Origin of the sequence: Sphaerisporangium sp. B11E5 (assembly GCF_039871875.1) — a bacterium.
Taxonomy (GTDB): Bacteria; Actinomycetota; Actinomycetes; order Streptosporangiales; family Streptosporangiaceae; genus Sphaerisporangium.
The window spans coordinates 23022-43064 of sequence record NZ_JBDPMD010000017.1; the positions used below are offsets into that span (position 1 = coordinate 23022).

The window sequence follows — 20043 nt, forward strand, 5'->3', positions numbered from 1 at the left end:
GCGAGATGCCAGCCGTCGATCCACGACGCCGGTGGCGGTGCGTCCTCAGCCAGGGCCCGCCTCGTCAGCGGCCCGCCCGGCGCACCAGTCGAGCACGGCGATCACCACGTCCCAGACGGCCTCGTCCGCCATCAGGTCGATCGGGAAAGACGGGTAAAGCTCCAGTTTGGCCGCCGGTAGGTCGATGCCGGGTGCCTCGTTGAGCCGCCGCCGCAGCTCGTCACGCAACAGGGGATCGACGAACGGGGGGCGTCGCTTCAGCGTGGCGAACGGCACCTCCACTGTTCTGGTGTAGAAGCGGACGAAGGCCAGCATCTCCTTGCCCCGCTTGACGACGGGGGCGCAGGAGGCGGACGCCGAACGGCCGAACTGCACCTCGCCGCCACGGCCGCGCCACCAGTCCAGCAGCCGCGACACCGCGCCGGCCGTCTGCGGTCCTTGCTCGTCACCGAGTTGCTGGAAGAAGCGCTGCTCGTGTTCGCCGACCGGTGTCCCGTCGTCCCCGGCGAGCTCCGCCTCGGTGAGATCCACGGCCATGGGAAGCTCCAGCAGCTCCGCAAGCTCGCGCGCCGAGATCCGCTGCGCGGGGTCGGCACGGTTCGCCGGGTTCAGCCGTACCCCCTCGGCACGCAGGACGTCACGGACGTCGCGGTCGTCGTGCTCATCCGGCCAGCGGAACCTCTCGGCGACCTGACCGGCCGCGTTGAGCACCCGGTGGGCGTTGAACACCCGCGTGCCGGACAGATGGGCGCCGACGGGGACGGCGTGGGAGCCGATCAGCTCCGCCAGGTCCCCGTACGTCGTCCAGGTTCCCGGGGGCAGCGCCGCGAGCGCCGAGTGCAGCAACGTCCAGTCCCGGGACGGGCCGGCCGGGCCGGCGTCCACCGGGCCCGGCCAGATGCCGATCGCCCGGGAGGCCAGTTCGTCGGCGCGGGCCTGGATCTCCGCCCTGCTCCACCGCTCCTGCCGGGCGATGTCCTGGTTCATGGTGATCCCGCTGTGCCGCAGCAGGTCGCGTTTCTCGGCGAAGGGGATGTTGCTCAGCTCGGAGTTGTAGCCGCTGAGCGTGAGGTTGCCCAGTGTGTGCACGAGCTCCTTGTGCAGCCGGTCGGCGTCCCCTTCCTGCGCCAGCATCTCCCGCCACTCGTCCGTCAGGCTCTGCGGCAGCACGTGCTCGATGGTGATCCTCTTGTCGGACAGCTCGACCGGCTCCTTGCCGCCGAACGACTCCTCCAGCCGGCGCAGCACGAGTTTCTGCTGCGCGGCCCGCCCCTGCCAGTAGAACGCCCGGTTGCGGATGTCGGCCCGGAACTGCTCGTCCGGTGACCAGTACAGCCGAGCTGGGGAAAGGCCCCGACGGACGACGTCGGCCACCGGCGCGTCCTCGGTCAGCTCCGGCGTCAGCCGCATGAAGATCCTGTTCAGGCTGCCGGTGGTGACCCCTCCCACCAGCCGGCGGACCAGGAAACTCTCGATGTAGCGCTGCGCCTCGACGACCTCCTCCTCCGTCGCCGCGCCGGCGTCGTGCAACTCCAGCAGCCGCATGACGACCGGGTAGGCGGTGTTGCCCTTCCAGTCGTTGAGGAACCGCAACCGCGCGTCGATCTCGGAGTTCCCGGCCGGTTCCAGCATGCGCCGCAGGTACCGCGCCCGCCGGGCCAGGTCCTTGACGTACGCCTCGACGCGCTCCTCCATGCGGGCCCGGTCCGAGGTCGCCTCGCGAAGCAGCTCCTGATGCCCCCGATAGGTGTCGTTGTACTGCGCCTCGTCCCCGCGGTCGAGGACGAGCGCGAGGTACATGAGCTGATCCATCCCCTTGGCGCCGAGCATGTGCTGCATGGGCAGCCAGTAGGTGTCGTACACGAACTGCCCCATGGTGGGCAGGTGCATGAAGACGTAGTTCCTGATCAGGTCGACCTGGCTGAGCCGCATCCCCGTGTTGTTGATGGACTCGAAGATCCGGAACGCGTTGTCGTCCCCCTCCACCACGATCTGCACGAGGTTCAGCCGGTTGAGCACCACGCTCTCGATCCGCGCGATGTCATGCGGATCGGCCGGGTCGTCCACCTCCGTCAGCATGGTGCGGAAGAACCGGTACGCCCCCGCGATCAGGCTCGTCGTGTCCCCGAACGGCAGCCCTTCCACACAGTCCTTGAACGCCTGCCGGTCCACCTGCGTGGGCAGCAACCGGTACCGCATGTCCCCCGGCCGGAACCTGTTGATCAGATGCGTCTCGTTGACCCGGTCCCGGGCCAGCGGATCCTCCGTCATCTGGTAGTCCCGCAACGCGCACAACGCCACCATCAACGTGGTCAGCCGCTGCTGCCCGTCCACCACCAGCCACTGCGAGTTCTCCGGCGAGTTGTCCGGCCCCGGCGCCAGCACCACCGACCCGAGAAAGTGACTGTTGTCCCTCCCGTGCTCCAGCCGCTCAGCCTGTAACGCGATGTCCCGCCACAACGTGGCAAGCTGCCCCCGCTCCCAGGAGTACGGCCGCTGGTACAACGGCACGAGCAGTTGCTTGTCCCCACCGATCAGCCCACGCAACGTCGTCTCGTTGGCCTTCACGACGACCGCCCTCCTGGAACGCCCCAGTCACGGAAGGCCAATGATGCTCTCACGAACGGTCGCCGGAGGCGAATGGAACACCGGGGAAACGCACCGGTTCCGTCGAAGCGCGGAAAACCTCACAGGCCGCCTTCTTCAAAGATCAGAAGATAAATCATCACGTTATGCGTTATATGGAGCGTAAACGAGCTGTAGTTGTACAACGAGTTCAGGAGACGCATTCGTGGGACATCTGTGCAGGACAATTTTGACACTGGCCGGTGGTCTGACGCTTTTATGTGTGCTTGCCGGCTGTGGAAGCGACACGCCTGGTGGAGTCAGCTCAGCCAGGTTCCAGCCCCCGGACACCAAGGCCGTGGATGGCACATCCCTCCTTTCCGCATTCATCGACACCGCCGAGCAGCGCAAGAAGCTGACCACCGCACGCGCCGGCCTGGTTGCCTCCTGCATGAAACGCCTTGGTTTCGCCGACTTCAAGAGCTTGGAGACCAAGGAACAAGGTGCGGAGCTCATCACGGGTCGCCGTTACCTTTACATCGAACCCGCGCAGGCGGCGCGCACGGGCTACGCGGAGGTGGCGGACGCAACCCCAGGCAAGCGCCGGACCGCGGATCAGGCGCGGGCCGTGACGCTGGAGGAACGCCGGGCACTGACCGGTGGCGGGGTGACCCTGAGCAACGGGCAGACCGTCCCGCAGGGCGGCTGCACCGCGGAGGCGAGCCGAATCCTCACCACGGGGGCATCTCAGCCAGATGACCTGCTCGTCTGGCGGCTGATGGCGGAGGCAGCGGCGCCTGCCCGGCAAAATGCCGAGGCCATACGGACAGCGGCTGGCTGGAGCGCTTGCATGAAGCAACGCGGTTTCGGCTACGCGACGCCGGAGGACGCCTGGAACGACGCCCGGTGGGTCAGGCAACCAGGCTCGGCGGTCAGCGACGACGAGCGCAGGGTCGCCACTGCGGACATGGAGTGCAAGAACCAGTCGGGCTACGTCATGGCGCTGTCGAACGCACAGAACGCGAACGAGAAAAAACTGGTCGAGCAGCACGCGGAGGCGCTCACGGCACTCGCACGGAACCGAGAGGTTCTCCTGCGTAACACCGAAATCGTCCTGAAGGGCGGACGACCGTGACCGTATTTCGCGCAGACAGCCAGGAGCCTTGATCAACCCCAGGAGCATGACGCGTGACCGACGTTTGATCAACCGAGTCGTGGCGACGGCGCTGGAGGCGCATCAGGCGCTCTGCTGACGCTTACCACGACCACTCCGACAGGGCGGATCAGCACGACGGCACCGTGACGGCCATTGCTCCCGGCGTCAGCCCTCCGGCGGTCTCGGGTGTCAGGCGGCGAGTTCGGTGCGGACGTGCTCTCGGAACTCGCGTACGGCGATGACGTCGCGGTGGGGTTCGAGTTGTGCGGTGAATCTCTCGACGAACTCCACGGCTCGGGTGGAGCTCAAGGACCTGGCCGTCGGCACCGCCGGTCGCGCGGTGTGCAGGGCTTGGTCCAGCTCGCCCAGGCCGAGATATGACTCGGCGGCATGCATGCGATTGAACTGTGCGGATCGCGCGAACTTACCCTCGAACGCGGCGACGGCTGTTTCGGCGCAGCGCAGTGCCCGCTGGTGCTCGCCGAGCAGGGCCCAGCAGCGTCCCATCTCGGCGCCGAGCTCTGGCAGGTCGTGCAGCGCTACCCACTCCGGATCCCGGTCGGTCGCACCCTGGGCGTAAGAACGCTCGGTCTCGGCGATCAGGTGCTCGACCTGGTGGGCACTGTGCCGGTCTCCGGACCGCACGGGCTTCGCCTGCGCGGCGGTCGCCCACGCTTGTCTGAGCGTCAGCAACGCCATCACGCGAGGCGGAGCCTGCGCTTCGCGTGCGGAGTCGACAGCCGCCCCGGCGAGCCGGACGGCCCAGCGGGCCTGGTCGATGTGGAGCGCCTGCTGGGTCATCTCGGTCAGCACCCACGCGGCGGTCAGTGGATCATCGCCTGCCTTCGCCAAGCTCAGCGCCACGCCGAAATGCCGCTGGGCCTGGCCGTGGTTGCCCATGTCGAAGGCCGTCCACCCCGCCATCCCCGTCATGGCCGCCGCCGCGCTCATCAGCTCGGCACCCACCCGCTCGTCGTACCGGCCCCTGAGCAGCGGTGTCACCACCTCGTTGAGGTACCGCACCACCACCGGGCGGACCAGTCCGGCACCGAACCGCATGTCCATCTGCCGGAACCCCTCGCACGCGGCGCGAACCCGGACGGCGTCCGCATGCCCCACCGACCGTCCCAGCCCCTGGCCGGCGACCGCACGAACCGGAGCGTCGTAGGCCACCGACGCCAGCCATTCCCCAAGGGCGGCCGGTACGAACGGCAGCGTGGCAAGCAGGTGACGCCGGGACGGGTCCATCTCCAACCTCCACAATTGCTCGGCCGCCTTCACGGTAGCCATGGGTTCGGACGCGCCACAGTCGGCGAACGGCCAGGGTGTTGTGCCCCCGGCGGTCCAGCCGTCCACCCATCGCTCCACCTCGGCCGCGTCGGCGCCGAACGCCGCCGCGATGAGCCGCCGGTGGCGGGCCCGCACCCCCTGCTCGCCGCGCTCCCACCGGGCCCATGTCGTCGAGGACACCCCGACGACCTCGGCGGCGTCCTCCTGGCTCATGCCGCGCCGCTTGCGTTCCCGGGTCAGTTCCGGACGGCCCGTACGTCCCTGCGGTGCACCCACGCGTCCTCCCCCTCCGTATCCGAATGATCGCTCATTGTGACGAGAAGCACCCTCGGCGCGCCACCGGTCCAGGCGAAACGACCAGGGAGCGACCAACCCGGGACACGGCGACTCCCGTACCGGACGAATGATCACGGACCGGCATTCCGGCCGGGTCACCGTATGGCTTTTCCTTCTGCCACAGTCACCCACCGGAACGGAGCGTCACCATGCGGACCACCGACGACGACCAGGCCGACCCCCCGGAGCCCTATGCCTCCCCCACCATGGGACGGCACACCGGGCCGAAGCAGAGTGGCGACTTCCGCGTCATGGTCAAGGTGCTGCGGGCCGGGTCGGCCGCCCGGCGGGCACGCGGGGTCGTGCGGGGCGTCCTGCGCCAGGCCGGCGTCCCCGCCGATGCCGTGGCCGACGCCGAGATCGTCGTCGCGGAGCTGGCCGCGAACGCCGAGAAGCATGCCCGTCCACCGTACGAGCTGCGCATCACCTACGTCGGCAGAGTCCCCACCTGGTGCGAGATCGTGGACGGCGACCCGGACAGCCGAGAAGTCCACCTGATCCTGGACCACCTCGACACCCTCACCGACGGCCCCTCACCCCCTCCCACCGGCGAGCCGTCCACCCTTCTCGCCGAGAACGGCCGCGGCCTCCTCATGGCCCACCACCTCTCCCAGGGAGGCTGCCGCGTCTACCCGACCACGATCCTCACCACCAGCACCCCCGGCAAAGCCGTCGCCTTCCCTCTCCCGGCCTGCTCCGGTGACCTCTCACTCTGAACAGAACCGCCGCCCCTCAACGTCCAGCACGGCTGACGTTCCTGACCGGGTGGTCCGACTCGCAGTAGCTTCACGCGACCTTCTCTGCATTCATCGGATGTCTTCAGGGAAGGATTACGCAGAGGGGGAGGCCGGTCCAGCAGCCTCAGGTCTCGGGCTCGTATTCATCCGATGCCTGGATGTCCAGATGGACACGTTACAGAGCCGGTGTATCACCCAGCGCATCCCGTGCCAGGCCCTGTCGCTTGACCGCTCCCCGTGCCCGTAATAGAACACGTTTCAGTAACGTGTGTCCCGCAAGGCGTTTCGACAAGACCCGTCAGGTGGCCTTATGGATATCGACCTCGTCGACCAGGATGTCTACGCGCGCGACGGCGCCCCGCACGACCAGTTCGCATGGTTGCGGGCCAATGATGCCGTGTTCTGGCATGAGAAGGGCGCGGAGGAGGGCTGGCCGGGTTTCTGGGCGGTCACGCGGCACGAGGACGTCGTGCAGGTGTCGCGCAACTCCGAGCTGTTCTCCTCCAGCAGGAAGCTCGCGTTGTTCGACGAGATGCCTGAGGAGCAGGTCCTGCTCCAGCGCCTGATGATGCTCAACCAGGACCCCCCGGAGCACACCCGCCGGCGTTCCCTGGTGAACCGCGGATTCACCCCGCGCCAGATCGGCCTGCTGGAAGACCACATAAGAGAGATCTGCCACAACCTCGTGGACGACGCCCTCGCCAAGGGCGACATCGACTTCGTCACCGACGTGGCCGCGCCGCTCCCCCTCTATGTGATCTGCGAGCTGCTCGGTGCCCCGGTCGAGGACCGCAACAAGATCTTCGAGTGGTCCAACCGCATGATCGGCGCGCAGGACCCCGACTACGCCGCCGCCCCCGACGACGGCCAGCAGGCCGCGTCCGAGGTCTACGCCTACGCCAACGCGCTGGCGGAGAAACGCCGGGTGAACCCCCAGCCGGACATCGTCACCAAGCTGCTCCAGCCGGGGGAGAACGGCGAGACGCTGTCGGTGGAGGAGTTCGACCTGTTCGTCCTCCTGCTCGTCGTGGCAGGCAACGAGACCACCCGCAACGCCGCGTCCGGCGGCATGCTCGCGCTGTTCGAGCACCCCGAGCAGTGGGAGCGCCTGGTGGCGGACCCGTCGCTGGCCGCCTCGGCCGCCGACGAGATCGTCCGCTGGGTCTCCCCCGTCAACCTGTTCCGGCGCACGGCCACCCGTGACACCGTGCTCGGCGGCAAGCAGATCAAGGAGAACGACAAGGTCGTCGTCTTCTACTCCTCGGCCAACCGCGACGAGTCGATCTTCTCGGCGCCCGGCACGTTCGACATCGGCCGCGACCCCAACCCGCACATCGGGTTCGGTGGCGGCGGCGCGCACTTCTGCCTCGGCAACCACCTGGCCAAGCTGGAGCTGCGCGTGCTGTTCGAGGTGGTGGCCCAGCGCATGCCCGGCCTGCGGCCCGCGGGCGAGGTCACGCGGCTGCGGTCCTACTTCATCAACGGCATCAAGTCGATGCCCGTGGAGGTCTGAGCCTGGTCTCCCGCGCCCTCACGGCCCGGTGGGGGCGCGGGACTTGGGTTACAAGTAGTTGACTCGCGTATATACAGATAAAGCTACGCGTTCGTATAGTCCCGCCATGAACCAGTTGAGAAATCCTCCACGTGGCGCGCGGATCGCCGAAGGCGTCAGCCGCGCCTACGCGGACTTCGCAGCCCTCGTGGAGGGTCTCACGCCCGAGCAGTGGCGGCGGCCGACCCGCTGCTCCGGCTGGGAGGTGCGCGACATCGCCGGGCACGTCACCGGCCTGGCCAAGGACATCGCCGACGGTTTCGGCGCCACCCGCACCGGGGACCAGCAGGCCGCCGCGCTGCGCGACCGGGAGCCCGCCGAACTGGTCAAGCCGTTGCGCCGCGCGGCCTGGGCGATCGTGGACCTCCTCAACGGGCTGGAGGAGGCGTCCTGGCACAAGCCGGGGCCGCTGCCCGGGCTCGACAGGGAGCAGAGCGCGATCCGGCTGTGGCACGACCTGTTCATCCACACCGACGACGTGCGGAACGCGCTCGGGCTGCCGTCCGACCGGGGGCCTGGGCTCGGCGCGTCCCTGGACGACGTGTTGCGGAGGCTGCACGAGAGCGGGTTCGGGCCCGCGCGGGTCGTGCTCACCGGGGTGGGCGAGGAGCCGCAGGAGGTCGAGTTCGGGTCTCCGGGGCCGGACGTCCCGGCGGTCACGGTGGACGCGATGGACTTCCTGATGGTGTCCACGGGGCGGGCCGATCCCGCGTCGCTGGGGTTCGGGCCGGAGGTCAACATCTACCGGGAGTGATTCGGGCCTAGTATTCCGATCACCCGGTTTCCGGCCTTTGGAGATGCTTCATGTCCGACCTGCGTCCGGCTCCGGCCGGGGTCGATCCCAACACGCCGAGCGCGGCGCGCATCTATGACTACGCCCTCGGGGGCAAGGACAACTACGAGGCGGATCGGGTCGCGGCCGAGAAGGCGTTCGCCATGGCGCCGGAGATGCCGGTGATGGCGCGGCAGAACCGGGCGTTCCTCGGGCGCGCGGTGCGGTTCCTCGCCGGGGAGGCGGGGGTACGGCAGTTCCTGGACATCGGGTCGGGGTTGCCGACGCAGCAGAACGTGCACCAGGTGGCCGCGGAGGCCGCCGAGGGGACGCGGGTGGTGTACGTCGACTACGACCCGCTGGTGGTGGCGCACGGGGACGCGCTGGTGGCGGACACGCCGGGGGTGGCGTTCATCCGGGGGGATCTGCGGCGGGTGGAGGACGTCCTGGCGCATCCTGACCTCGCGATCGACTTCTCCGAGCCGGTGGCCGTGTTGCTCGTGGCGGTGCTGCACTTCGTGCGGGACGAGGAGCGCGCGTACGAGGTGGTGGACCTGCTCCGGGACAGAATGGCGCCGGGGAGCTATCTCGCCCTGTCCCATGTCACTCCCGACCCGCATCCGGAGGAGACGGCGGAGCTGGTGCAGGTGTCCACCAAGGCCGGGGCACCGTGGGTCGCGCGGAGCCGGGAGGAATTGCTGCGGTTCTTCGGTGACTTCGAGCTGGTCGAGCCGGGGCTGGTGACCGCCCCCGAGTGGCGGCCCGGGATCGCGCGGCCGGTGGACTTCGGGAAGATGTGGGTGCTCGCGGGGGTCGGCCGCAAGGTCTGATCGGCTCGGCGCCGTATGAAGGCGCCGGATTCGCCGTACCACGTCCCGCCGCGTCGGCGCCGGGAAAGGGGTGCGCTGGTGCGGGTGTTCCAGCGGGCCGCGCGAGCGCTCGCACGCGCGGCCGCTCAGACAGCGCGGCCGCTCAAACAGCGCGGCCGCTCAGACAGCGCGGCCGCTCAGACGCTCGGACGTGCGGCCGCTCGGACGTGCGGCCGCTCGGACGTGCGGGTGCTCAGACGTGCGGGTACTCAGACGTGCGGGTACTCAGTCGCTCGGGGGAGGTCAGGGCCAGGAGGAGTCCTGGTCGGGGTCGCCGCCGCCGGCCAGGAGGCGGGTGTCGGAGTCGACCATCATGGCGATCAGGTCCTCGAAGGGGACCGAGGGTTCCCAGCCGAGTTGCATCCGGGCCTTCTTGGGGTCGGCGCACAGGAGGTCCACCTCGGCGGGGCGGTGGAGGGCCGGGTCGAGGACGACGTGGCGTTCCCAGTCGAGGCCGGCGGCGGTGAAGGCGGCTTCCACCAGTTCGCGTACGGAGTGGGTGCGGCCGGTGCCGATGACGTAGTCCTCGGGGGTGGCGGACTGGAGCATCATGCGCATGGCGCGGACGTAGTCGCCGGCGTAGCCCCAGTCGCGGCGGGCGTCGAGGTTGCCGAGGCGCAGTTCGGTGGCGAGACCCACCTTGATCCGTGCGGCGCCCAAGGTGATCTTGCGGGTGACGAACTCGGCGCCGCGGCGGGGGGACTCGTGGTTGAACAGGATGCCGGAGACGGCGAACATGCCGTACGACTCGCGGTAGTTCTGGGTGAGGAAGTGGCCGTACGCCTTGGCGACGCCGTACGGCGAACGCGGGTGAAAAGGCGTCAGCTCGTTCTGCGGGGTCTCGCGGACCTGGCCGAACATCTCCGAGGACGACGCCTGGTAGAAGCGGATCTGCCCGGAGGCGGCCGCCCGGGACGAGGTGATGCCCGAGCACACCCGGATGGCCTCCAGCATGCGCAGCACACCCATGCCGGTGACCTCGGCGGTCAGCTCGGCCTGCTCCCACGACATCGGCACGAACGAGATCGCGCCGAGGTTGTAGACCTCGTCGGGCGCGACCCGCTCCACCGCGGAGATCAGGGACCCCTGGTCGAGCAGGTCCCCGCGGACGAGCTGGACGTCCCTCAGTTGCCGGCGCACCCGCGAGACCCGGGGGTTGGCCTGCCCGCGCACCAGGCCCCAGACTTCGTAGCCCTGGTCCAGCAGATGCTCGGCGAGGTAGGAACCGTCCTGCCCGGTGATGCCAGTGATCAGAGCACGCCTGGCCAACAGGTCCTCCAGTTCTTCGGGCCCCCGGGGGAGATGCTTCGCCCGAACTTGGACTTTAAGAGGCGAATGTACCGCCACGAGGTCCGTCAAGCGCTATGGGCAGCCCCACGAGGTGTGCCCAACCTACCTAGAACCGGTTCTACCGAGCAGCGTTCGGTTAACCTAACATCCCAGTTCGCACGGTGTGCGGGAAAGATGAGGTGCGATTCCCATCACGGTAGGGGTCTAGCACTAGATGGTAGTCTTCGCAGCTAAGATCGGCTTTTGCGGTACATGCCCCGTTTCGGGGGCGATCGAACAGCAGCCCGGAAGGGGTGTCCGTGGAGGTTCCGAAGCGACGGCCCGATCCCACCGGTGCCCCGGACCGCCCCCTGCGCGTCGCGCTCCTGTCGTACCGCAGCAAGCCCACCTGCGGCGGCCAGGGCGTCTACCTGCGCCACCTCAGCCGCGAGCTGGTCGCCCTCGGCCACAGCGTGGAGGTGTTCTCCGGCCAGCCCTACCCGGAGCTGGACGAGGGCGTCGTGCTCACCAAGGTGCCGAGCCTCGACCTGTACCGCGACGAGGACCCCTTCCGCACGCCGGCGCTGAAGGAGTACCGCGACTGGATCGACGTGCTCGAAGTGGCCACCATGTGGACGGCCGGCTTCCCCGAGCCCCTGACGTTCAGCCTGCGGGCCCTGCGTGAGCTGAAGCGCCGCCAGGGCGACTTCGACGTGGTGCAGGACAACCAGACCCTCGGCTACGGCCTGCTCGGCATCCAGAAGCTGTTCCCGGTCGTCGGCACGATCCACCACCCGATCAGCGTGGACCGGCGCATCGAGCTGCGCGCCGCCCCGCCGCGCAAGCAGCTCTCCATGCGCCGCTGGTACGGCTTCGTGCGCATGCAGAGCATCGTCGCGCCCCGCCTGAGCCCGATCCTCACCGTCAGCGAGTCGAGCCTCGCCGACATCCACCGCGACTTCAACGTGCCACAGCGCAACATGCGGCTCATTCCCCTCGGCGTGGACACCCGCTACTTCCACCCCCGCCCGCACCTGCCGAAGCGCAAGGGCTCGATCGTCGCGGTGGCGAGCGCCGACTCCCCCATGAAGGGTGTCGCGACGCTGCTGCGCGCGGTCGCCAAGCTGGCCACCGAGCGGGACGTCCACCTGACCGTGGTCAGCAGGCCCACCCCGGGCGGCCCCACCGAGAAGCTCGTGCAGGAGCTCGCGCTCGGCGACCGGGTGCGGTTCGTGCACGGAATCTCCGACGACGAACTCGGCGAGCTGATCGCCACCTCGGAGATCTCCGTGGTGCCGTCGCTGTACGAGGGCTTCTCGCTGCCCGCCGTCGAGCACATGGCCTGCGGCACCCCGCTGGTGGCCAGCCGCACCGGCGCGCTGCCCGAGGTGGTGGGCGACGCCGCCGTCCAGGTCGCCCCGGGCGACCCCGAGGAACTGGCCGGCGTGCTGCGCCGCCTGCACGACTCCCCCGGGGAGCGGGAGCGGGTCGGGAAGGCGGGCTACGACCGGGTCATGGAGCGGTTCACCTGGAACGTGGTGGCCAGGCGGACCGTGGAGGCGTACCGCGAGGCCATCGAGGCGAGGGCGAAAGGGGAGCGCTAGGTGCTGACGGTCGACTTCGGGAGGCTGACGGTCGGGCCGGGCCTTCGGGTGCTGGACCTCGGCTGCGGCGGCGGGCGGCACGCCTACGAGGTGCTGCGCCGCGGCGCCGACGTGGTCGCGTTCGACCAGGACGCGGCGGAGCTGCAGAGCGTGGCCGTCATGTTCGCCGCCATGGACAAGGCGGGCGAGGTCCCCCCGGGCACGACGGCGGAGACCGTCACAGGGGACGCGCTGGCCATGCCGTTCCCCGACGCGTCGTTCGACCGGGTCATCGCGGCCGAGGTGCTTGAGCACATCCCGGACGACATGGCGGCGATGCGTGAGATCCACCGGGTGCTCAAGCCCGGCGGCACGGCCGCGGTCACCGTGCCGAGCTTCCTGCCCGAGCGCATCTGCTGGGCGCTGTCGGAGGCGTACCACACCGCGCCGGGCGGCCACGTGCGCATCTACACGCTCGCCGAGCTGACCGCGAAGCTGAAGGCCACCGGCCTGGAGATCGGCCCGCACCACCACGCGCACGGGCTGCACTCGCCGTACTGGTGGATCAAGTGCGCGGTCGGGGTGGACGACGACGAGCACCCGCTCGCCAAGGCTTACCACCGGCTCCTGGTCTGGGACATCATGAAGCGCCCGGCGGCCACCCGCATCGCCGAGGCGGTGCTGAACCCGTTGATCGGCAAGAGCGTGGTGATCTACGTACGGAAGCCGGCATGACGGCAGGCGACCGGCTCCCCTCGGTGCCGGGGGTCATCACCGCCGAGCAGGTCCTCGCCACCGCGCGCAGCATCGCCGCGGTCCAGGAGCACGACGGCGGGGTGCCGTGGCCGGAGGGCCACGTGGACGCCTGGAACCACGTCGAGTGCCTGATGGCGATGTCCGTGGCCGGGCTCACCGCCGAGGTGCGCGAGGGGTACGACTGGCTGCTGCGGCACCAGCGCGCCGACGGCTCATGGCCGCAGAAGGTCGTGCGCGGCCGGGCCGCCGAGACCGCCGGGGAGAGCAACCACGCCGCGTACCTCGCGGTCGGGGTGTGGCACGAGCTGCTGGTCACCGGGGACGAGGACTTCGCCCGCCGCATGTGGCCTGCGGTGCGCCGGGCGCTCGACTTCGTGATGGGGCTGCAGACCGCGCGCGGCGAGATCATCTGGCAGCGCACCGCCGCGGGTGAGCCCGCCGGTTTCGCCCTGCTGACCGGGTGCTCGTCCATCTACCAGGGGCTGCGCTGCGGGGTGCTGCTCGGCGAGCACCTCGGCGCGCCGCAGCCGGACTGGGAGCTGGCGGCCGGGCAGCTCGGCCACGTCATCGCGGCCCACCCCGAGGCGTTCGCCGACAAGAGCCGCTTCTCCATGGACTGGTACTACCCGGTGCTCGGCGGCGCGGTGCGCGGCGCGCAGGCACGGGCCCGGCTGGCGGAGCGGTGGGACACCTTCGTGGTGCCAGGGCTCGGCGTGCGCTGCGTGTCCGACCAGCCGTGGGTCACCGCCGCGGAGTCGTGCGAGCTGGTGCTGACGCTGGACGCGCTCGGGGACGCCGAGCGGGCGCACGCGGTGTTCCGCGACGTGCAGCACATGCGGCACGAGGACGGCTCGTACTGGACGGGCTGGCAGTTCGTGAACCGCAACTGGTTCCCGCACGAGCAGTCGGCCTACACCGCCGCCGCGGTGGTGCTGGCCGCCGACGCCCTGTCGGGCACCACGCCCGCCGCGGCCCTGTTCCGGGACGCCGGCCTGTACTCGCCGCCGGTCACCGACCCCGCCACCTGCGGCTGCTCCCCCACGCCGAGCCGCACCTGACGGCTCAGCCGGCGCGCTCCAGCACCCGCAGGGACCCCTCCACCCGTACCTCGTGGAACTCGCCGGAGGCGAGGGCCCGCTGGTACACGCGGTAGGGGCCCTGGCCGCCGCGGGCGGGGTCGGGGTAGATGTCGTGGAACGCCAGCGCGCCGCCGGGCATCACGTGCGGCGCCCAGCCCTCGTAGTCGAGGCTGACCGGCTCCTCGGAGTGGCCGCCGTCGATGAAGAGCATCGCGAGCGGGGTGTTCCAGTAGCGGGACACGACCTCCGAGCGCCCGACGACCGCGATGACGGTGTCCTCCAGCCCGGCCGAGGCGATGGTGGAGCGGAAGAACGGCAGGGAGTCCATCTTGCCGAAGCGCAGGTCCATCAGCGTCGGGTCGTGGTGGGCCCAGCCGGGCTGGATCTCCTCCGAGCCGCGGTGGTGGTCCACGGTGAACACGACCGTGCCCCTCTCGCGGGCCGCGGCCCCGAGGTACACGGCGGACTTGCCGCAGTAGGTGCCGATCTCGCAGATGGGACCGCGCTCACCGTAGGCGTGGGCGGTCTGGAACAGCGCGAGGCCCTCCGGCTTCGGCATGAACCCCTTGGCCCGCTCGGCCGCGTGCCGCAGCTCGGCCGGCAAGGTCGGATCAGTCATCGTTTTCCCCTGAGTACGGCAACGGGGCAGCACACTACCGTTCAACGTTCCGCCCATCGAGAGGGTGCCCCCGCCAAGATCCGATCACGCCCGAACAATATTCCGTCCTGCCCTTGCCACCCCTGGTGGAACGTGTTCTACTTCCTGGGTGAACCAGCGTGCCCGCATCGCGATGAGCGAGGAGGAGGTCGCGGAGCTCCTGCGTGAGTGCCGCAAGCTCCAGCTCGGCACCATCAATCCCGATGGGACGCCGCACATGGTGACGATGTTCTACGGCCTGGTCGACGGCAGGGTCGCCTTCTGGACGTACGGCAAGGCCCAGAAGCGGCGCAACATCGAGCGCGACCCCCGGGTGAGCTGCCTCATCGAGGCGGGCGACGACTACTTCGAGCTGCGCGGCGTGCTGATCTACGGCACCGCGCGCCTGATCGACGCGCCGGCCGAGGTCCTGGACGTCGGCATGGAGGTCACCAGGCGCATGGCCCGCCTCCCCGTCGAAGGGCCCGCCGAAGAACTGCGCGGCTACGTCGAGCACACCGGCCGCAAGAGGGTCGCCTACCTCGTCGAGCCGACACGTGTGGTCTCCTGGGACCATCGCAAGCTGACCGCCCCCGCCACGGCTTAGTCTCACCTTCATCCACATCCACGCCAGGAGGGGCAAAGATGAAGATCAAGGTCGACTACGACGTATGCGAGGCCAACGCCGTCTGCATGGGCCTCGCACCCGAGGTCTTCAACGTCGACGACGACGACAACCTGCACGTGCTGCTCCCGGAACCACCGCCGGAGATGCTGGACCGTGTGCGCCACGCGGTCCGTTCCTGCCCCAAAGCCGCGCTCTCCCTGGAAGAGGAGTAGCACGCCCCCCTAGGAGGTCCTTCATGCGAGCCGCGATGCTGCACGCCGTCGGGGATGACAAGCTCGACATCCGCGACGACTTCACCCTCGCCCCAATGGGTCCCACGGACGTCCGCGTGAAGATCAAGGCGACCGGGGTCTGCCACTCCGACCTCTCGGTGATGACCGGGGTGCTGCCCATGCCGCTGCCGGTGATCCTCGGGCACGAGGGCGCGGGCGAGGTGCTGGAGGTCGGCGGCCACGTCACCTCGGTGGCGCCCGGTGACCACGTCGTCGTCAACTGGACCCCGGCGTGCGGCGCGTGCGACCGCTGCGTCGGCGGCCAGCCGTACCTGTGCATGACCTACGTGATGGAGAGCTTCACGCTGCCCCGGTTCCGGTACGGCGGGGAGACCCCGGCGTTCGGCATGGTCGGCTGCGGCACCTGGGCAGAGGAGATCGTCGTGCCGTGGCAGGGCGCGATCAGGATCGACCCGGAGGTGCCGTACGAGGTCGCGGCGCTCATCGGCTGCGGCATCACCACCGGCGTCGGAGCGGTGGTCAACACGGCGAAGCTGCGCCCCGGCTCGACGGCCGTGGTGATCGGGTGCGGCGGCGTCGGCCTGTCGGTGATCCAGGGCGCCCGGCTGTCCGGCGCCACCACGATCCTCGCGGTGGACCCGCTGGAGTCCAAGCACGCCCTCGCCAAGAAGGTCGGCGCCACCGACGCGTGCACGCCCGGGCAGATGACGGAAGCCGTCGCCTCGCTCACCGGCGGCCAGGGCTTCGACTACGGCTTCGAGGTGGTCGGCAGGTCCCAGACCATCCTCGCGGCCTGGCAGGCGACGCGCAGGGGTGGCGACGTCGTCGTGGTCGGGGCGGGCGCCATGGACGACATGGTGTCGCTGCCGGCGTTCAACCTGATGTTCGACGGCAAGAAGCTGCACGGCTCGCTGTACGGGGACAGCGACGTCCGCCGTGACTTCCCGCTGTTCGCCGGGTTGTGGAAGGCGGGCAAGCTGGACCTGGAGAGCATGATCAGCTCGCGCATCCGGCTCGGCGACCTCAACGACGCCGTGGCGGCGCTGCGGGGCGGCGAGGTGCTGCGGCAGGTCGTGGTCTTCGACTAGCGGTCAGGACCGGCCCGCCGGAGCAGGGCGGGCCGGCCGGTAACCGAACGGGGCCGGCCGGGGAGGGGGAAGGAAACCGGCCGGCCGCCGCCCGTCATCGGGGAGTAGCGCTCACTCCGAGGAGAAGGCCGCGTCGAAGGCGGCCGCGGGCGGGGTGATCGCGTTGAGCGTACGGATGTAGGCGAGGGCCTCGGGGGCGCCGGACAGGCGGTCCATGCCGGCGTCCTCCCACTCGATCGAGATCGGGCCGTCGTAGCCGATCGAGTTGAGCGCGCGGAAGCAGTCCTCCCACGGCACGTCGCCCCGGCCGGTGGAGACGAAGTCCCAGCCCCTGCGCAGGTCCGCCCACGGCAGGTGCGAGGACAGGCGGCCGCGGCGTCCGTCGCCGATGCGCACCTTGGCGTCCTTGCAGTCCACGTGGTAGATGCGGTCGGCGAAGTCGAGGATGAAACCCGCCGGGTCGATCTGCTGCCACACCATGTGCGAGGGGTCCCAGTTGAGGCCGAACGCCGGGCGGTGCCCGATGGCCTCCAGGGTGCGCACGGTGGTGTGGTAGTCGTAGGCGATCTCGCTCGGGTGCACCTCGTGGGCGAACCGCACGCCGACCTCGTCGAACACGTCCAGGATGGGGTTCCACCGGTCGGCGAAGTCCTGGTAGCCCGCGTCGATCATGGAAGGGGAGACCGGGGGGAACATCGCGACGGTGTGCCAGATGGACGACCCGGTGAAGCCCACCACCGTGTTCACGCCCAGCTTGGCCGCGGCCCGCGCGGTGTCCTTGATCTCCTCGGCCGCGTTGCGCCGCACCTCCTCAGGGTCGCCGGAGCCCCAGATGCGGGCCGGCAGGATGCCCTTGTGGCGCTCGTCGATCGGGCTGTCGCAGACCGCCTGGCCGACCAGGTGGCTGGAGATCGTCCATACCTTCAGCCCGTGCTTGTCGAGGATCTCCAGCTTGCGGGGGATGTAGGAGTCGTCGGCCAGGGCCTTGTCGACCTCGAAGTGGTCGCCCCAGCAGGCGATCTCCAGGCCGTCGTAGCCCCACTCGCCGGCCAGCCTGCACACCTCCTCGAACGGCAGGTCGGCCCACTGGCCGGTGAACAAGGTGATCGGTCGCGTCATGTCCGCTCCTCGTAGATCGGTGATGGACGGCGGCGGTCAGCCGTCGACCGTGGTCCAGCGGCTGTCGTCGGCCGCGCTGCGCTCCACAGCGGCCAGGACCCGCTGCACCCGCAGCCCGTCGGCGAACGACGGCTCGGGGTCGGTGCCGTTCCCGACCGCCTCAAGGAAGTCCTTCACCTCGTGGGTGAAGGTGTGCTCGTACCCGAGGCCGTGACCGGGCGGCCACCAGGCCCCCGCGTACGGGTGGCCGGCCTCGGTCACGTAGACGCGCCGGAACCCGGCCTCCTCGGCGGGGAGGGTCTGGTCGTGGAACCACAGCTCGTTCATCGACTCGAAGTCGAAGGCGAGGCTGCCGAGCGAGCCGTTCACCTCGATGCGCATGGCGTTCTTGCGGCCGGTGGCGAACCGGGTGGCCTCGAAGGACGCGACCGCGCCACCCGACAGCCTGGCGGTGAACAGGGCGGCGTCGTCCACGGTGACCGCGCCGGTCGCGCCGCCGCTCCCGGCGGCGCTGAGGCCGGCCGAGTCCTCGGCGAGGGGCCGTTCCTTGACGAACGTCTCGGTGATGCCCGAGACACCGACCACCTGCTGGCCGGTGATGAACTGCGCGGTGTCCACGATGTGCGAGGCGATGTCGCCGAGGGCACCCGAGCCCGCCTTGTCCTTCTGCAGCCGCCACACCAGCGGGAACTCCGGATCGGCGATCCAGTCCTGGAGGTACACGGCGCGGACGTGCCGGATGTCGCCGATCCGCCCCTGCTGGACCATGCGCCGGGCCAGCGCCACGGCGGGCACCCGGCGGTAGTTGAACGCGACCATGCTGCGCACGCCCCGCGCGGCGGCCCGCTCGGCGGCGGCCACCATCGCCTCCGCCTCCTCGACGGTGTTGGCGAGCGGCTTCTCGCACAGCACGTGCTTGCCGGCCTCCAGCGCCGCGATCGCGATCTCGGCGTGCGAGTCACCCGGCGTGCAGATGTCCACGATGTGGACGTCGTCGCGTTTGATGAGTTCCTTCCAGTCGGTCTCCACCGCCGCCCAGCCGAGCTGGGCGGCGGCGGCGGCCGTACGTTCGGCGGACCGTCCGGAGAGAACCGCCATGACCGGAGCGACCGGCAGGTCGAAGAACGCGCCGACGGCGCGCCACGCCTGAGAGTGCACGCGCCCCATGAACGCGTATCCGACCATGCCGACCCCGAGCGCCGGCCTTGTTTCAGTCACGAGTAACCCCCCGATTTCAGGATTCGAAGCCCAGTGGCAGGTACTGCTGGGCGTTCTCCTTGGTGATGGTCTCCGACGCCAGAGTGATCGACTGCGGCACCTGGTTCTCCACGAGGTCGCTCATGCCCTTGCCCTGCGCGATGAGGCGGGCCAGCTTGATCGCCGAGGAGGCCATCGTGGGGCTGTAGGTGACCGTGGCCTTGAGCACGCCGGAGTCGGCCTGGATGTCGCGCATGGCGTTGGCGGACCCGGCGCCGCCGACCATGAAGAACTCGTCGCGGCCGGCTTCCTTGATGGCGGCGAGCACGCCGATGCCCTGGTCGTCGTCGTGGTTCCAGATGGCGTCGATCTTCTTGTGCGCCTGGAGCAGGTTGGTCGCCACCTGGGTGCCGGACTCGACGGTGAACTTGGCGTCCTGCTGGGCGGTCACGCTGAAGCCGTAGGTCTTCAGGGCGTCGGCGAAGCCCTTGCTGCGGTCCTGGGTGAGCGGCAGCGTCGCGATGCCCTGGATCTCCAGGATCACCGGGTTCGACACCCCGGCCTGCTTGAGCTTGTCGCCGATGTAGTGGCCGGCGGCCACACCCATGCCGTAGTTGTCGCCGCCGATCCAGGTGCGGTACGACAGCTTGTCGGGGAACACCCGGTCCAGGTTGATGACCGGGATGCCGGCGTCCATCGCCTTGCGTGCCACCTGGTTGAGCTGCTCGCCGTCGTTGGGCAGGATCACCAGCGCGCCGACCTTCGCCTGGATCAGCGACTCCACCGCGGAGATCTGCTGGTTGATGTCGTTGGTCGGCTCGACCGGCTTGAACTCGACATCGGTGTACTGCTTGGCCTGGGCCTCGGCGTTCTTGGCGATGGCCGCGATCCAGCCGTGGTCGGCCGCGGGCGCGGAGAAGCCGATGACGACCTTGGTACCCGGCTGGTCGTTGTCGGTGCCCGCCGTGGTGGCCTGGGGGGCGGCCGAGGCGCTGGGAGCCGCCGCGGGTTCGTTGCTGGTGCAGGCCGTGACGAGCGCCCCTGCTCCGACCACGGCCCCGCTGACGAGGAAGCCCCGCCTGCCGACGCGCTTTTCCATGGTGTCTTTCTCCTTTTCCGGGGTGGGGGGTGTGGAACCTTCAAGGGCGACATTTCGCCCAATATCCGTTTTTTGGGG

Annotated in this window: 18 protein-coding genes; 11 read left to right on the plus strand and 7 right to left on the minus strand. The window is 69.7% G+C overall.

From position 1 onward, the window contains the following. Positions 1-45: 45 nt before the first annotated feature. The gene (locus ABGB17_RS17655) at positions 46-2568 is read right to left on the minus strand and encodes a DUF262 domain-containing protein (protein WP_347630736.1); all 2523 of its coding nucleotides are present in this window, start codon (positions 2566-2568) and stop codon (positions 46-48) included. A gap of 355 nt (positions 2569-2923) precedes the next feature. Here ABGB17_RS17655 and ABGB17_RS17660 point away from each other — a divergent pair, with 355 nt between their 5' ends. Continuing rightward, a complete protein-coding gene (locus ABGB17_RS17660; protein WP_347630738.1) occupies positions 2924-3700 on the plus strand; it encodes a hypothetical protein in 777 nt (258 codons plus the stop codon). A gap of 210 nt (positions 3701-3910) precedes the next feature. Here ABGB17_RS17660 and ABGB17_RS17665 read toward each other — a convergent pair whose 3' ends face one another. Next, positions 3911-5287: a helix-turn-helix transcriptional regulator gene (locus ABGB17_RS17665; RefSeq protein ID WP_347630740.1), complete on the minus strand. Its 1377-nt coding sequence runs from the start codon at positions 5285-5287 to the stop codon at positions 3911-3913. A 209-nt stretch (positions 5288-5496) separates the two neighbouring features. On the opposite strand from ABGB17_RS17665, the gene ABGB17_RS17670 reads away from it, so the two are divergent. The 4 genes from ABGB17_RS17670 to ABGB17_RS17685 all read left to right on the plus strand — a co-directional run bounded on the left by ABGB17_RS17670 (position 5497) and on the right by ABGB17_RS17685 (position 9238). Beyond that, positions 5497-6063 (plus strand): ATP-binding protein, encoded by a 567-nt coding sequence (locus ABGB17_RS17670; RefSeq protein WP_347630742.1) that lies wholly within the window; start codon positions 5497-5499, stop codon positions 6061-6063. A gap of 331 nt (positions 6064-6394) precedes the next feature. Next, positions 6395-7597: a cytochrome P450 gene (locus ABGB17_RS17675; RefSeq protein WP_347630744.1), complete on the plus strand. Its 1203-nt coding sequence runs from the start codon at positions 6395-6397 to the stop codon at positions 7595-7597. 106 nt (positions 7598-7703) lie between these two features. Continuing rightward, on the plus strand, positions 7704-8390 hold the full coding sequence (locus ABGB17_RS17680) for a maleylpyruvate isomerase family mycothiol-dependent enzyme (protein ID WP_347630746.1): 687 nt from the start codon (positions 7704-7706) through the stop codon (positions 8388-8390). Between the two features lie 50 nt (positions 8391-8440). Beyond that, on the plus strand, positions 8441-9238 hold the full coding sequence (locus ABGB17_RS17685) for an SAM-dependent methyltransferase (RefSeq protein ID WP_347630748.1): 798 nt from the start codon (positions 8441-8443) through the stop codon (positions 9236-9238). Positions 9239-9520: 282 nt separating this feature from the next. Here ABGB17_RS17685 and ABGB17_RS17690 read toward each other — a convergent pair whose 3' ends face one another. Further along, positions 9521-10546, minus strand: a complete 1026-nt coding sequence (locus ABGB17_RS17690; protein ID WP_347630750.1) for a GDP-mannose 4,6-dehydratase — start codon at positions 10544-10546, stop codon at positions 9521-9523. Positions 10547-10866: 320 nt separating this feature from the next. Here ABGB17_RS17690 and ABGB17_RS17695 point away from each other — a divergent pair, with 320 nt between their 5' ends. From ABGB17_RS17695 to ABGB17_RS17705, 3 genes are read left to right on the plus strand one after another with little or no spacing between them, the layout of a single operon-like run. Further along, complete coding sequence (locus tag ABGB17_RS17695) at positions 10867-12150, plus strand: glycosyltransferase family 4 protein (RefSeq protein ID WP_347630752.1); 1284 nt, start codon at positions 10867-10869, stop codon at positions 12148-12150. Further along, positions 12151-12864 carry a class I SAM-dependent methyltransferase gene (locus ABGB17_RS17700; RefSeq protein ID WP_347630754.1) on the plus strand — a complete coding sequence of 238 codons (714 nt, stop codon included), beginning with the start codon at positions 12151-12153 and terminating at the stop codon, positions 12862-12864. Further along, complete coding sequence (locus ABGB17_RS17705) at positions 12861-13943, plus strand: prenyltransferase (RefSeq protein ID WP_347630756.1); 1083 nt, start codon at positions 12861-12863, stop codon at positions 13941-13943. The genes ABGB17_RS17700 and ABGB17_RS17705 overlap by 4 nt, the downstream gene beginning before the upstream one ends. A 4-nt stretch (positions 13944-13947) precedes the next feature. Here the strand turns inward: ABGB17_RS17705 and ABGB17_RS17710 are convergent, their stop codons facing one another. Then, positions 13948-14583: a class I SAM-dependent methyltransferase gene (locus ABGB17_RS17710; protein WP_347630758.1), complete on the minus strand. Its 636-nt coding sequence runs from the start codon at positions 14581-14583 to the stop codon at positions 13948-13950. Between the two features lie 148 nt (positions 14584-14731). Between ABGB17_RS17710 and ABGB17_RS17715 the strand changes: the two genes are divergently transcribed. Genes ABGB17_RS17715 through ABGB17_RS17725 form a run of 3 tightly spaced genes read left to right on the plus strand, consistent with a single transcriptional unit; the run spans position 14732 to position 16550 of the window. Further along, positions 14732-15208 carry a pyridoxamine 5'-phosphate oxidase family protein gene (locus ABGB17_RS17715; RefSeq protein ID WP_347630760.1) on the plus strand — a complete coding sequence of 159 codons (477 nt, stop codon included), beginning with the start codon at positions 14732-14734 and terminating at the stop codon, positions 15206-15208. Positions 15209-15246: 38 nt separating this feature from the next. Beyond that, positions 15247-15441 (plus strand): ferredoxin, encoded by a 195-nt coding sequence (locus tag ABGB17_RS17720; protein WP_347630762.1) that lies wholly within the window; start codon positions 15247-15249, stop codon positions 15439-15441. 23 nt (positions 15442-15464) lie between these two features. Further along, entirely contained in the window at positions 15465-16550 is a 1086-nt protein-coding gene (locus ABGB17_RS17725) for a Zn-dependent alcohol dehydrogenase (RefSeq protein WP_347630765.1), read from the plus strand. Positions 16551-16661: 111 nt separating this feature from the next. Here the strand turns inward: ABGB17_RS17725 and ABGB17_RS17730 are convergent, their stop codons facing one another. The 3 genes from ABGB17_RS17730 to ABGB17_RS17740 are packed head-to-tail and all read right to left on the minus strand — an operon-like array spanning position 16662 to position 19965. Next, a complete protein-coding gene (locus ABGB17_RS17730; RefSeq protein ID WP_347630767.1) occupies positions 16662-17669 on the minus strand; it encodes a sugar phosphate isomerase/epimerase family protein in 1008 nt (335 codons plus the stop codon). 36 nt (positions 17670-17705) lie between these two features. Beyond that, on the minus strand, positions 17706-18887 hold the full coding sequence (locus ABGB17_RS17735) for a Gfo/Idh/MocA family oxidoreductase (protein ID WP_347630769.1): 1182 nt from the start codon (positions 18885-18887) through the stop codon (positions 17706-17708). Between the two features lie 16 nt (positions 18888-18903). Next, positions 18904-19965, minus strand: a complete 1062-nt coding sequence (locus ABGB17_RS17740) for an ABC transporter substrate-binding protein (protein ID WP_347630771.1) — start codon at positions 19963-19965, stop codon at positions 18904-18906. Positions 19966-20043: the final 78 nt, after the last annotated feature.

Excerpts from the sequence above, each read along its gene's own strand:
- ABGB17_RS17670 (WP_347630742.1), top strand. The coding sequence starts at position 5,497 with ATGCGGACCACCGACGACGACCAGGCCGACCCCCCGGAGCCCTATGCC.
- ABGB17_RS17675 (WP_347630744.1), top strand. The coding sequence starts at position 6,395 with ATGGATATCGACCTCGTCGACCAGGATGTCTACGCGCGCGACGGCGCC.
- ABGB17_RS17680 (WP_347630746.1), top strand. The coding sequence starts at position 7,704 with ATGAACCAGTTGAGAAATCCTCCACGTGGCGCGCGGATCGCCGAAGGC.
- ABGB17_RS17685 (WP_347630748.1), top strand. The coding sequence starts at position 8,441 with ATGTCCGACCTGCGTCCGGCTCCGGCCGGGGTCGATCCCAACACGCCG.
- ABGB17_RS17705 (WP_347630756.1), top strand. The coding sequence starts at position 12,861 with ATGACGGCAGGCGACCGGCTCCCCTCGGTGCCGGGGGTCATCACCGCC.
- ABGB17_RS17710 (WP_347630758.1), bottom strand. The coding sequence starts at position 14,583 with ATGACTGATCCGACCTTGCCGGCCGAGCTGCGGCACGCGGCCGAGCGG.
- ABGB17_RS17720 (WP_347630762.1), top strand. The coding sequence starts at position 15,247 with ATGAAGATCAAGGTCGACTACGACGTATGCGAGGCCAACGCCGTCTGC.
- ABGB17_RS17725 (WP_347630765.1), top strand. The coding sequence starts at position 15,465 with ATGCGAGCCGCGATGCTGCACGCCGTCGGGGATGACAAGCTCGACATC.
- ABGB17_RS17730 (WP_347630767.1), bottom strand. The coding sequence starts at position 17,669 with ATGACGCGACCGATCACCTTGTTCACCGGCCAGTGGGCCGACCTGCCG.
- ABGB17_RS17740 (WP_347630771.1), bottom strand. The coding sequence starts at position 19,965 with ATGGAAAAGCGCGTCGGCAGGCGGGGCTTCCTCGTCAGCGGGGCCGTG.